Below are 13,402 nucleotides of genomic sequence, written 5' to 3'. Positions count from 1 at the left end.
GATGAGGCCCTATGTTTCGCTTCTCACTGACCCGGAAACCAAAAACTTCTCGGGAACCATACAGCTTAGAGACACTGGGAAAGGCTTCGCGGCTGCGCGGCGCCACCGTCACCGAGGGCATTTGTCCTTACTGCGCCGTCGGCTGCGGGCAGCTCATCTATAGCAAGGGCGGCGAGCTCATCGACATTGAGGGCGATCCTGAAAGTCCCATCAGCGGGGGGCATCTATGCCCAAAAGGTGCCAACGCCTTCCAACTCTCCGTCAATTCGCATCGCGTCCGCAATGTCCTCTACCGCGCTCCCTATTCAGATCATTGGGAAACGCGAAGTTTGGAGTGGGCACAGGAGCAGATTGCCCAGCGCGTCAAGGCCACTCGCGACGCCGACTTTACCACTCGCGACGAACAAGGCCGTTTGCTCAACTCGGTGCGCAGCATCGGCTCATTGGGCGGGGCAACGATCGATAACGAGGAGAACTACCTCATCAAGAAGCTGCTCGGCGGCGGCTTGGGAGTGGTATCGATCGAAAACCAGGCGCGAATATGACACAGCGCCTCGGTGCCCGGTCTGGGCGCCTCGTTCGGCCGCGGTGCGGCCACTAATTATCAGCAGGACATGGCCAATAGCGACTGCATCCTGTTCATGGGATCAAACATGGCGGAGGCACAACCCGTCGGCTTCCGCTGGCCCATGAAGGCCAAGGAGAGAGGTGGAACGCTGATCCATGTCGATCCGCGCTTCACCCGCATGTCGGCCGTGTGCGATCTTTACGTGGGCATCCGTTCCGGAAGCGACATTGCCTTCCTTGGAGGCCTCGTAAATTACGTCCTAACTCACGACCGCTGGTTCCATGAATATGTCCTGGCCTATACCAATGCTTCGACGATCATCGAGGAGGGTTTTCAGGACACTGAAGATCTGGCCGGGCTTTTCAGCGGCTTCGACCAGCAGCACGAGTCCTACGATTCCAAGCAAGGCCACTGGGGCTTCGAGGAGTCCGGGGACGGCCACGCGGAGCAGGACGGTTCGGAGCACGCGGCCCAGGCAAAGTCTGCGAAAGGCGGCGGCCAGGGCCACAGTTTGCAGGGCAGCGATGAACCCAACACCTCGCCGGCCAAAGACCCGACCAACGCGCAGCGCGACCCGACCCTGCAGCATCCGCGCTGCATTATGCAGATTTTGCGCCGGCACTTCGCCCGCTACACGCCGGAGGTCGTTTCCCAGGTGTGTGGCTGCAAGGTAGAAGAGTTTGAGCGCGTCGCGGAATTGCTCTGCACAAACTCGGGACGCGAGCGGACCAGCTGCATTGCTTACGCGTTGGGCTGGACGCAGCACACCACCGGCGTCCAGATCATACGCACAGCCGGCATTTTGCAACTGTTGCTCGGCAACATGGGCCGTCCTGGTGGCGGCATCATGGCCCTGCGCGGCCACTCGACCATCCAGGGCGCGACCGACATCTCCACCTTGTACGACACGTTGCCCGGCTACCTGCCGCAGCCCCCTGCACACGATCCGGCGCATGAGGATTTGAGTTCTTATATCGAGTCCTCAGGGATGCCGACGGGCTACTGGGCGAACTTCAGCAAGTTCATTGTCAGCCTGCTCAAGGCCTGGTATGGCGACGCTGCGACCCCGGAGAACGATTTCGGATTCTCCTGGCTGCCGCGTGTGGATGGAGACTATTCGCAACTGGCCTACTTCGATCGCATGTCAAAGGGTGGGGTGAAGGGTTATTTCCTGGCCGGTCAAAATCCGGCCGGGGGCGGACCCAACGCCAATGTGCACCGTGCCGGCCTGCGCAACCTGGAGTGGCTGGTGGTTCTTGACTGGTTCGAGACGGAAAGCGCTCTTTTCTGGAAGAACGATCCTAAGGGGCCGCCGCCGTCCGAGATCGGGACCGAAGTCTTCTTCATTCCCGCCGCGGCCGCGCAGGAAAAAGAGGGCAGCTTAACCAACACCCAGCGGCTCATCCAATGGCACAAGAAAGCTATCGATCCGGCGGGCGACTGCCGTTCCGACGCCTGGTTTTTCTACAATCTGGGGAAGCGACTCAAGAAGCTTTACGCCGGATCGACCGACCCAAGGGATCAGGCGCTGCTGAACCTTACCTGGGACTACGACTACGACGAACACCCGCATCTGCCCGATGGAACGCCCAGCCGTATCGAAGGGGAGCCGGACCTGGAAAAGGTGCTCATGGAGATAAACGGTCACCGGCTCGTTGAAACCGACCCGCGCACCGGCCGGCCACGTCTTCTGAGCAGCTACTCGGAGCTGAAGGACGACGGAACAACGGCATGTGGTTGCTGGATCTACAGCGGTGTCTTTCCCGAGCCGCACCGCAACCGCGCCGACGAACGCAAGATCACGGATAACCCGGTCCAGCCGGAATGGGGCTTTGCCTGGCCGAACAATGTCCGCGTCCTGTACAACCGCGCCTCTGCCGATCCCCAAGGGCGCCCGTGGTCGGAGCGAAAGAAACTGATCTGGTGGGATTTTGAGAAGCGGCAATGGTCCGGTCCCGACAAACCGGACTTCGAGCTCGAGAAGGCACCCGATTACGAACCACCTCCTGGCGCGAAGGGCATGGCAGCCATCGCCGGCACAACGCCGTTCATCACCAAAGCTGACGGGTTGGGCTGGCTGTACTCACCCAGCACCAAGGACGGTCCTCTTCCGACGCACTACGAGCCGGTCGAGTCGCCGCTGGGCAACCTGCTCTATCCCAAACACAGTTCCAGCCCGATGGTGCGCTTTTTCGACGGACCGCTGAATCGCATCGCCCACGCGCCGACAGCTGAATATCCCGTGGTGGCGACAACTTTCCGTCTCACCGAGCATTACCTTAGCGGACCGATGAGCCGTTTCAACAGCTGGCTCAACGAATTGCAGCCGGCGATGTTCGCCGAGCTGAGCTTCGAGCTGGCCGCCGAGCGCGGCATTGTTCACGGCGGCTGGATGACAATACAGACGCCGCGCGGACGAATCGAGGCCCGCGCCATGGTGACCAGGCGGCTACGGCCGTTTGTTATCGAAGGACGCGTGGTTCACCAGATCGGCCTCCCGTTCCACTGGGCTTTCGCTGGCGAGAGTGTCGGCGGCAATGCCAACGACCTAACCGCTCTGATGGCCGACCCGAACGTGAGCATGCACGAAAGCAAGGCGTTCACCTGCCAGGTCCAGGCCGGGCGGCTCGAAGGTCCGGCTCCGCAACCAACGGTGCCCACGGCCCACTGGCCGACCCTCGATCCCATCCCGGACACGCCGGATAGCGCGCAACCAGAAGGAAGGCTCGGACATGGCAAGTAGGGAAAAGGAACTATCCGCTCTGACTCAGACCAGCGATCCGCCGCGCGGCCCGCTGTCGGAGCTGATGCGGCGTCTGATCTATCCGTTCCTGCGTGGTGAGGCGCCCCAGCCTCGTCCGGCTACCGGCTTTTACACGGACACGACCGTGTGCATCGGCTGCAAGGCTTGCGAGGTCGCATGCAAGCAGTGGAACCAGCTGCCCTCGGATGGCTTTAACTGGTCCGGCAATAGCTATGACAATACGACGGAATTGTCGGCGACGACGTGGCGCCATGTGAAATTCATCGAACAATTCTCCGACGGATCGCCAAGCACGCTTATTTCTCCAAACGGTTCCCTTAACGTGGAGCCCGGCACCGTCTACGACGAGCAGATTCTGAACCGCTGGCTCATGATGAGCGACCATTGCAAGCACTGCGTGGCGTCGCCCTGCCATCTGGCCTGTCCTACTGGCGCCATTATCCAAAACGAGTTCGAGAACATTTATATCCAGGCGGACATCTGCAACGGTTGCTCGTCCTGCGTGGCGGCCTGCCCGTTCGGCGTCATCACGCGCAGCGACATGGGCGGTCATTCGCACAAATGCACGCTTTGTTACGATCGCCAGCGTGACGGACTGGAGCCGGCCTGCGCCAAGGCATGCCCAACCCAGTCCATTCACTTCGGCCCGATCGACGAGCTTCGCGAACAGGCCCGCAAACGTGTGGAAGAACTTCACCAGCGCGGACTCCCGCAGGCGTACCTTTACGGCGACGCCCCTACCGACACCTATTCCGCGATGCACTCCTTTTATCTGCTTGTCGATCGCCCTTCCGTCTATGGCTTGCCGGATGCTCCATTCAATCCGTGGCTGCATATGGCGGGAGATTATGTTCGTTCCGTCGCAGGCGGCCTGGCCGCGATTGCGGCACTGCTCATCGTAGTTTTTCTTTTGAAGCCCTGAATGCACACCAACTCCAAATCGCAGCACGCCTTTGCCGAACCTCCCTTGCCGGAAGGAGGGAGCGAGGTCGGCTATGAAAATATGCCGGTGACGAAGGTGCCGGGGTGGCACGGCATTATCGCCTGGGACGCTTTGCTCAACGGCATGGCGATGGGACTGTTCCTGGTTGCCGCGGTCAGTGAACTGGCCGCGCCCGCGGTCTTCATGCGCGGAGCGAAAATTGCTTATCCGGTCGCGCTCGTGCTTTTTCTCGCTGACATGGGATTGCTCGTGCTGGATCTGGGTGATCCGTTGCGCTTCCATCACATGCTGAGGATTTTCAAGCCCGCCTCGCCAATGTCGGTGGGAACGTGGTGCCTGACGATCTTTTCCCTCCCGCTGACCGCGGCGGCAGGGCTTAGCCTGCTGGCCGAACTGGGTTTTGATTTTGGGTGGGCCCACATACTCGCCGTGGTCTTAGGACTGCTGCCTGGCTTCGGCGCCGCGGCCTATAAGGGCGTCTTGCTCAGCACGAACGCGCAACCCGGTTGGAAAGACGCACGCTGGCTGGGTGGTTATCTCACGAATTCAGCCCTCCTGATGGGCTGCGGCGAGTTTCTTATCCTGTCTGCTCTGATGAGACAAACGCAGGCGGTCGCGATCCTCCACACCGCCTTTCTCGTACTGCTCGTGCTCAACGTGATCCCTTTAGCGTTGTTGTTTGCAAACCTTCGGACGATCCATGCGCAACTCTATACCGGCAAGCAGCAGTGGCGAGTTGGTGTGCTCATCGCTGCCGGGACGCTGATCCCTTTCGGCCTGATGATCCTCAATCGCGGTCTGGTCTTTATCTTGGCTGCCGTGATTGTTCTTTTAGCGCAAAGCTGGCTCATCCGTTCCGTGTACGTCAAGATACCCCACGCTGCGGAATTGGAAGTCCGAAGCGGCGAATCATCCAGGGACATTGCGATGGACGGCCAATCTCGAAGGCTCTAAAGCACCAAACGCTTCTCTCCGTCCTTGCGAGTGACTCTCTCCCGGTCGAGATATTCAAGAAGTGGGATCGCGTATTTCCTCGATAACCCGGTGAGCTGCTTGAAGCCCGAGACGTCGAGCATTTGACCGCGCAACTCCCGCACCCGGCCGCGCAATGTTTCAAGCGCTCCATGGTGGATATACAGTGCATCGGTGCCCATCTTGATCAATATTTTTTCGCGAAGCAGACGTGTCATGAGCCTGCGCATTTCGCTTTCGTTGAGTCCGAGCTTCACTGCAACTTCAGAAGATGAAGGAGCAGCCAGACCAGCCGCTTCATAGATTGTGGCAATTGCCGACCGCTGCTTGAGATCCGGATCGATGCTTTGCGGTTGCCCGGCTGGGTAAATGCGTTCGTCCTGCAGCCGAATTTCCTGCCTGCTCGCAAGCGTCTCAATGAGGAAGTCAAAGATCGCCGCATTCAAACCGGTTTGGCCCTTCAATTCTGACCGCTTGAGGCCATCGCTCTTTGCGCTCTTCTTGAGACGGTTGGAAATGTCGTTGATACCGGTCTCTGCGCACTCTTTGGAGAGCAGTCGATTGCCGGGAATACGAAACAGATGGCCGCTGCTGACAAACCGTTCAACGTGCCGCTCCAGGGCCTCTGGTGTAAACCCGGTTTCAGCCATCAGCTCATGCATGGCAAGGCCCACGCTGCCTCGGCGCGCAACCCGCAATAGAAGCTGCTCTTCGGGTGACGTATCCTTCAAGCTCTCCAACCACGCCAGGCACTTCGCCTTTCGCAGATTGGGGAGGGGATGTGCGTCGAGAACTCGTCCTCCGCCAATGGTGGCGGCAGGAGAAGGCTGGCGCAATACAAAATGATCGCCTGGCACAAGCACAATAGGCTGCTGGAGTTTGAGGCGCATGAGCCGGCGAACACCCGGCTCTGCTGCTTCGTAACCGTAGAGCGAAACGGTGGCCAGCGTATCAGAAGTGAAGGCATGAAAGTGTACTCTTGATCGATGCTTCACCACGGATGATCCCGGCAATAACATCGCGTCGACGTCGATAACGGATGTCGAGGTCAGTGTTCCCTCTGAGACCAGAGTCTGGCCCCGGCTGACATCCGAGACTTCAATACCCGCTAGATTCAGGGCCACGCGCGAACCGGACTCGACACGCTCTTCAGGACGGCCGTGGGTCTGCATCCCGCGCACGCGTACGCTGCGGCTTCCCGGTTCGAGGGTGAGAGATTCACCCACCTGGAGTTCTCCCGAAAGCAAGGTGCCCGTGACGACGGTGCCAAATCCCTTCATCACAAAAGCACGATCGAGCGGAAGCCTGGGCAGATGATCAGGATTGTGGGAAGTTGCGCTCATGGCTAGAGACAGCAGTTCGCGCCGAAGCTCATCGATCCCTTGGCCGGTATGTGCGCTCACGGGGAGAATCGCGGCGCGGCTTTCTTCAAGAAAGGTATCGGAAAGAAAGGTTCGGATATCAGAGCAGACCTGTTCGAGGCGGGCGGGGCTGACGGCATCGGCTTTGGTGACGACGGTCAGACCACGGCGGACCCCGAGGAGAGTGCAGATCGCGAGGTGTTCCTCGGTCTGTGGCTTCACGCCTTCTTCAGCAGAAATGACCAAAAGAACTGCATCGATGCAGCCGGCGCCGGCGAGCATGTTGCGAATAAAGAGACTATGACCGGGAACATCGACAAAACTGATTCGCCAGGAGCTGCCGTCAGGCCCTGTTGCGTCGAGAAAAGCGAATCCCAGATCGATGGTGATGCCACGCCGCTTCTCTTCCGGCAGGCGGTCGGTGTCAACCCCCGTGAGTGCACGCACGAGCATAGTCTTACCGTGATCGATGTGGCCGGCTGTTCCAATGACGATAGATTTGCTTGGCTTAGTCATGCTGGGAGGATTTTATTCAAGACCGTGATCGAAGAAAATCACTCACGAACCGACGAGTGTGATCCATTGCCGATTGCCTGCCGCAGTAGCGTCGCGAGGATCGCATCGAATTCAGGTTCAACCGTCCGGAGGTCCAGGAGTACAGCATCATCGCTGACGCGGCCGATCACCGGTGGATCAAGCCGCCTCAGGGTATGCAGCAGCGTCTGAGCCTGGAGCGTCGAATGGCGCAGAGACACGGCGGAGCTCTGCAGCCGGGCCGAAGGCGCGGTCCCGCCACCGATGAGGCTGAGGACTGGAACCGCTTCTGCGAAAAGCTTGTCGGAGCACACCTGATCGGCAACCCACTCGCACCGCTTTTGAATGTCCAGCGGAGATAGACGAATCATATTTACGACTGGAACTGAATCCGCCTTCTCCGATAGGTAATCCCCAAGCGTTGCTTCGAGCGCTGCATAAGTAAGCTTGTCGACGCGAAGCGCTCGCAGCAAGGGATTTTTGCGGATGCGGTCGATCAGATCAGCTTTGCCGACAAGGAGGCCGCACTGTGGACCGCCCAGCAACTTGTCCCCGCTAGCGGAGACAAGATCGGCGTCGACGCTGTCGAACAACGTTGGCTCCGCTCGGGCTCCCAGGTCGTCTAACGAGCAGACCAAGCCTGTGCCTTGGTCGTCGAAAACTGGAATGCCCCGGCGGCGTCCCAGCGAGACAAGATCCTGCAATGTCGGCCTCTCGGTGAAGCCCTCCATGCTGAAGTTCGATTGATGAACACGCAAGATAAGGCCAGTATCGGAGGAGATGGCGCTCTCATAGTCGGCTAACTTGGTTCGGTTAGTCGTGCCGACTTCTCGCAGGCGCGCCCCTGATTTGGCAAGAATCTCAGGAATACGAAAACCGCCGCCAATCTCGACGAGCTCACCTCGGGAGACGATCACTTCCGCTCCCTCGGCCAAAGAGTTGAGTGCGAGAAATGTAGCAGCGGCGCAGTTATTTACGACGACCGCAGATCTTGGGGGGGCCGTGGAGCTCGCTTTGAGTTTGCCTGCGTTGAAGTTGAGCAGACGCAGAAGTAGCTCTTCTGTGTGGACATCACGGCGGCTCCGCTCTCCAGTTTCGAGATCGAGTTCGAGATTGGAATAGCCCGCAGCAATTTCCTGAATGTGTGAGAGAGCAGACGCGCTGAGAGGAGCTCGGCCTAAATTCGTATGAAGGATCACGCCGGTCGCGTTGATGACGCGTCGCAGGGAATACCGCTTACTCTGGCTGATCTCGCGGGTAACTGCCAGATGGAGCCCAATCAGAAAACTATTTAGGCTGGCCGGCGTATGGAGTCCCTCAGCTATCTCCTGCCTGATGCGAAAAAGAACGTCTCGCATGGCGCGAACCACTGTGCTGTGGGATTCGGATTGCAGGATTATGGCGAATTCGGGAGCGAGTAAGAGACGATTGATCGAGGGCAAAAGGCTGTACAGACTCGCAGCCTCGGGATCGCCCGTCGTGTTCTCGCTGCGTTTCATGACCTGACTCTATTCCCTGAAGTGGAGTGCCCGTGATCCTATGCCGCTATCGCAAGAGAATGGCGGGTGCGCCCTGTCCCGCAGTATAAGGCCCTAGAACGGAGCCGATTCTGGCCGCGTTCAGGCCCGCAGCGTGCAATGAATCCAGCAGGGAGCCCGCGTTTTCTGGAGCGATGGAAATCAATAGGCCCCCCGCCGTTTGCGGATCATAGAGCAAGGTTCGTAGGTCATCAGGAATTAGAGAGCCGGGCGCATCTGCACTCACGCATTCTGCGAACTCGCGATTTGCCAAAAGCCCGGCAGGGATCGCGCCGAGATGGATCGCTTCGAGAGCCCCCTCAATGCGCGGCACCTGGTCCACTACGATCTCTATCGTCACTCCGCTGCCTATTGCCAGTTCGCGACCGTGCCCCATCAAACCGAAACCCGTAACATCGGTCATTGCATGGATGCCGGTCGCACTGGTAACGGCCGCAGAAGCCGCGCGGTTGAGGGTGGTCATAGACCGCACCGCGTTCTCCACCCAACTTGGTTGCGCAAGGTCGCGCTTCAGCGCTGTTGTAATTACACCCGTGCCAATCGGCTTGGTGAGGATCAGGACATCCCCGGGAACCGCGCCCGCATTGATATAAACGTGGTCTGGATCAATCAGCCCGGTAACTGCGTATCCGAATTTGATCTCTGGATCGCGGACGCTGTGCCCACCAACGACAACACACTGAGCCTCGCCCATTTTCGTCATGCCGCCGAGCATAATCTGTTCGAGGAGGTCGAGGTCGCCCTCTTGGGGAAAACACACAATCGAAAGAGCCGTCACTGGCCGGCCACCCATTGCATAAACGTCGCTCAATGCATTGGTAGCGGCAATCTGACCGAAGGTAAAAGGGTCGTCGACAAGAGGAGTAAAAAAATCGACGGTCTGGACAACTGCAAGATCAGGCGCGATCCGATAGACACCTGCGTCATCAGAGGTGTCGAACCCCACGAGCAAATTTGAGTCGCTTTGCTTCGGAAGCCTCGATAGCACGGCCGCAAGCGAACCGGGCGCCAGCTTGCTTGCACACCCGCCGGCCTTGACCTGTTGTGTCAGTCTTACAGTTGCAGAATCTCTCATCCAGTATTTTCCGCCTGATTCTCAGATAAGATCATACCTACTTCGGCAAGGATGCAGCGGCATCAGACGTCCTTGCGAAATTGGAAGTGCCTAGGCTCCGGTGATCCTCCCGGTCTTCAAAACCGGCGGTCGCTCTTAACGGGTGACGGTGTGTTCGACTCACACGCACTTCCGCCAAGTCCGCAACGACTCGGTTTTGGATGGGTTCACGAGTTCTTCGTCGGAGACTTCCGCGATGGCGTCGCCGCCATGGCTCCATCGGAATCGCGGTCTCTTAATAGATGAGCTTCAGGGAAAACTGAATTTGCCGGGAGGTCCCTGCTGTCTTGCTGATCACTCCAAACCCCGATCCTTTGATCGTGTTCGCCGGCAGCCCCATATTCACCACGTTGAACACATTAAAGAACTCTCCGCGAAACTGAAGGTCGGCACGCTCCAGGCCATTGCTTCGATGGGCAATCGGCGTTGTCTTAATGACAGCAAAGTCGAAGTCATAGTAAGCCGGCCCGCGGAAGCTATTCCGTCCGAGGGTTCCGAATCGCCCCGAGTTCGGTCCGGTTCCATCCGGTATCCCGATAGGAATCGAAAAGAATGTTGCGTTGGCATCACCGAGTCCAAAGTAGTCTTCCCGTCGGCGAGTTGCGCTATGAGACGTCGAGAGGATCGGCTTGCCAATCTGGTCGGGCCGGTCCGCCCCTATTGTCCCCGCGCCCGTCTGCTGAATCCCTGAGTAAATGGTGAACGGCGCGCCACTGGTGATCGTCGAGATGCTCAGCAACTGCCATCCCTGAGTTAACGGTCGTATCAGAGCGGGCTGGTCTCCCAGACTCTGCAAATGCATGTCCTGGGCTGCGCTCAAAGTGAAGGCGTGTGTCACATCGAAGTTTGACGGGCCTTTCTCTGCATGTGTGTCGAAAGGGTTCTGCGGGCTGAACAGAGATACCGCGCCCGTCGAACCTGTTCCTCCCAGCACGCCGCTCACGTCATCCAGCGATTTGCTCCAGGTGTATCCCGCCTGCAATCCCGGACCGCCGTGTCCAACCTGTCCTGACAATGAAGTCTGCAACGCGTGATAGGAGGAATGCGATGTATCGGTAGTCACAGACTCAAACCCGAAACCTCCAGTTGCGACGCCATCACTGTCGAAGTTCGTATATTTCGCGAATCCCGGACCCGCTCCTTGATATGCGTTGGGGTATGAAAACCGGGGAAGGCGAAACGCCGCTGTTCCGACATACGCCGCATCGGCTGTCAGCCTGCCGAATGCCCGCTCCACGCCGAGCGTCCAGGTCTGGAGATAGGCATTGTTGAAGCGGCGATCGATCCCGCTCAGATTCAGCAGAGATAGCTGATTGCCCGGCGACAATGCCGCCAGATCTTCCTGGTATCGATTCACGTCCATCACGGTATTCGCTGGAACCTTCTTTGTATCGCCACTGGCTAATACGCTTACACCCTCAGGGGAATAAACCTGCGGTAGTTCGCCGGGTGTGATCTGGAATCCGTAGGCAATTTCGCCGTTCTTCGTCGCATTGACGCGGGGATAGATCACAAACGGCGTCGATCCTGTGAGAGAGTTGTCCTGCCAGATGTTCGGTGGAATTACCGTGATCGCTGCACCTGCGTGCACACGCACGGCTTGTGGCGCATTCCAATTCACTTGCACACGGGGCTCCCAGCCATTCCAACCCGTCTGGTAGCCGGGCTGAGGATTGATTACGTACTCCTGCTCGACTCCGGCCGGCGGATTCGCGTCTAGAAAACCTGCTGTCCGTTTCGCCCGCTCAGTTATCGGTGTGTATAACTCATATCGCAGCCCGTAATCGAGCTCCCACTGCCGGTTGATTTTCCATGTGTCCTGTACATAGACATTCACGTCGTTCCTGTTGATTGCCGCCGGCCCGATGTGTGGTCCGTTCGACAGATAGGGTGGGGCGACGGCGATCGTATACCCATACGGATACCCGACCAGCAAACTGCTCAGCGTGTCGGGCAGGGGATCGCCCACCTGCACGTTGTGCTCTCCGGATGCAGAAGGAATAAATACGGGCGAATAGACCGTTCCACCGCCGAAGTCGTATTCCCCGTTCGGGCTGGTGCCGAAATAGGTGGTGTCTCGATTGAGGCGTGCCTCGATACCCCACTTCACTGCATGCTGCGGTGTCGTCCTCACGAAATCCACCTGTCCGTGAAACAGATTGCCGAATGCGGACATCACCGATCCCGCCGCTGAATTGAATGCCTCGTAGAGGCCATCCGTGAACTTCAGTGCCGGGTCGGTGTAGTTTTGTGTCGGAAAGGATGGAGTCGTCCGCGTAATGCTCAGCGACGACGACCAGAGAAACTGCGGCGACTCTGTGCGCGTGTAGGTGAATACTACGTTTCGCTGTCTATCGACATACTGCACACCGAAGGTGGGATCGAGGAGTGTCTGGTCGGGATTCGTCGTTGGTCCGGTCAGGTTATCGTAGTTGAATCGACCGAAAAACTGCCCCTTTGCTCCCAACGTTTGATCGATGCGAATGGAAAACTGATCGGCGTCCGTGTCGACCTTCGACGGCGCGGAGTATGTTCGAGGCCCGTATGCGCCAGTCGGGTTGTTTGGAAGCGGGTATCGGGCAAATGCAGTTGCGATCTTAGGATTGACATTCACCTGCAGGGTGTCCGTGCTGCCGTCGGGGTAGGTCACTGTGTCCTGGCCTCTCCGCTCATCTGCTGTCGGCACGGCCAGCACCTGCGTGGTTCCAAGCACCTGCCGGAAGCCCTGGTACTGTCCAAAATAGAATGTACGGCCGCGCCCGTCGTAGACGTGGGGCAGAACGACCGGTCCGCCGTTCGTGAATCCGAATTCATTTCTTCGGAACGGCGGGATCCTGCCCGGCTCCGCAACTGACGGGTGATCGAAATAATTCCGTGCGTCAAGAGCGGAGTTTCTTATGAACTCGAAGAACGATCCATGAAACCCACTCTGGCCCGACCGTGTCACAATGTTTGTGAAACCGGCGGCGCCGCGTCCGATCTCGGCCGGCATCCAGCCCGAACTTGATTGCAGATCCTGAATTGCATCCACGTTGAAATTCGTGAATGTGCTCCCGCCCATTTCCGGATCGCTGATGTCCGCTCCATCCATCGCGAACACTGCTTCGACACCACGCTGTCCATTGATCGCAAATTGCTGTGTAAAGTTCGTAGCGCCATTCGCGTCTGTCATGGTGCCTGCCGCGAGCAGAAGCAGCGTACTGAAATCGCGTCCGTTCAACGGCAGCTCGTTCACCTTCTGACTTGAGAGCTTCTCGCTGCCTTTCTGGTCCGTCTGCTGCTGCGCAGCCACCGTGATTTGACGGCTGTTCGACACGGTGATTAACGCGGCAGGTGAATCCGAGGCCAAAGTAATCGTCTGCGCATAAGTAGCGGTCTTTCCATTCGCAACAATCGTGAGCTTGTACTCTCCGGCCGGCAGAGCAACAAGAGAAAAACTTCCGTCCGCCGCTGTGGTTGATTCACCGGTGGAAGCTCCTTTCAGTCGTACTTTCGCTCCCACAAGCGGAGTTCCGGCGCTGTCTTTCACCAGGCCATGCCATATGGCGAAGGTGCTCTGTTCCTGTGCGAAAAGCGGTACTGTTAAGGCCAATACGAGCATCAGGAGC

Annotated in this window: 7 protein-coding genes and 1 tRNA gene; 4 read left to right on the top strand and 4 right to left on the bottom strand. The window is 58.4% G+C overall.

Translation table 11 applies throughout. From position 1 onward, the window contains the following. The first annotated feature begins 11 nt into the window (after positions 1–11). Genes fdh through XX99_RS24605 form a run of 3 tightly spaced genes read left to right on the top strand, consistent with a single transcriptional unit; the run spans position 12 to position 5,229 of the window. A complete protein-coding gene (gene fdh / locus XX99_RS24615; protein WP_311732208.1) occupies positions 12–3,311 on the top strand; it encodes a formate dehydrogenase in 3,300 nt (1,099 codons plus the stop codon). Beyond that, complete coding sequence (locus XX99_RS24610; RefSeq protein WP_050062063.1) at positions 3,301–4,254, top strand: 4Fe-4S dicluster domain-containing protein; 954 nt, start codon at positions 3,301–3,303, stop codon at positions 4,252–4,254. The genes fdh and XX99_RS24610 overlap by 11 nt, the downstream gene beginning before the upstream one ends. Then, a complete protein-coding gene (locus tag XX99_RS24605) occupies positions 4,255–5,229 on the top strand; it encodes a polysulfide reductase NrfD family protein (RefSeq protein ID WP_050062062.1) in 975 nt (324 codons plus the stop codon). On the opposite strand, the gene selB is transcribed toward XX99_RS24605, so the two are convergent. From selB to selD, 3 genes are read right to left on the bottom strand one after another with little or no spacing between them, the layout of a single operon-like run. Further along, a complete protein-coding gene (gene selB, locus XX99_RS24600) occupies positions 5,226–7,124 on the bottom strand; it encodes a selenocysteine-specific translation elongation factor (protein ID WP_050062061.1) in 1,899 nt (632 codons plus the stop codon). The genes XX99_RS24605 and selB overlap by 4 nt on opposite strands. A gap of 38 nt (positions 7,125–7,162) precedes the next feature. Continuing rightward, positions 7,163–8,641, bottom strand: a complete 1,479-nt coding sequence (selA, locus tag XX99_RS24595; RefSeq protein WP_050062060.1) for an L-seryl-tRNA(Sec) selenium transferase — start codon at positions 8,639–8,641, stop codon at positions 7,163–7,165. Positions 8,642–8,687: 46 nt separating this feature from the next. After that, positions 8,688–9,755 (bottom strand): selenide, water dikinase SelD, encoded by a 1,068-nt coding sequence (selD, locus tag XX99_RS24590; RefSeq protein ID WP_050062059.1) that lies wholly within the window; start codon positions 9,753–9,755, stop codon positions 8,688–8,690. A gap of 82 nt (positions 9,756–9,837) precedes the next feature. Here selD and XX99_RS27530 point away from each other — a divergent pair. Continuing rightward, positions 9,838–9,932: transfer RNA gene (locus tag XX99_RS27530), tRNA-Sec, on the top strand. A 97-nt stretch (positions 9,933–10,029) separates the two neighbouring features. On the opposite strand, the gene XX99_RS24585 is transcribed toward XX99_RS27530, so the two are convergent. Further along, entirely contained in the window at positions 10,030–13,386 is a 3,357-nt protein-coding gene (locus tag XX99_RS24585) for a TonB-dependent receptor (RefSeq protein ID WP_231581600.1), read from the bottom strand. Positions 13,387–13,402: the final 16 nt, after the last annotated feature.

The organism is Silvibacterium bohemicum (assembly GCF_001006305.1).
In the GTDB taxonomy this organism is placed as follows: Bacteria; Acidobacteriota; Terriglobia; order Terriglobales; family Acidobacteriaceae; genus Silvibacterium; species Silvibacterium bohemicum.
Note: the sequence above shows the minus strand (reverse complement) of the source record. Positions and strands in the feature narration are given on the sequence as shown.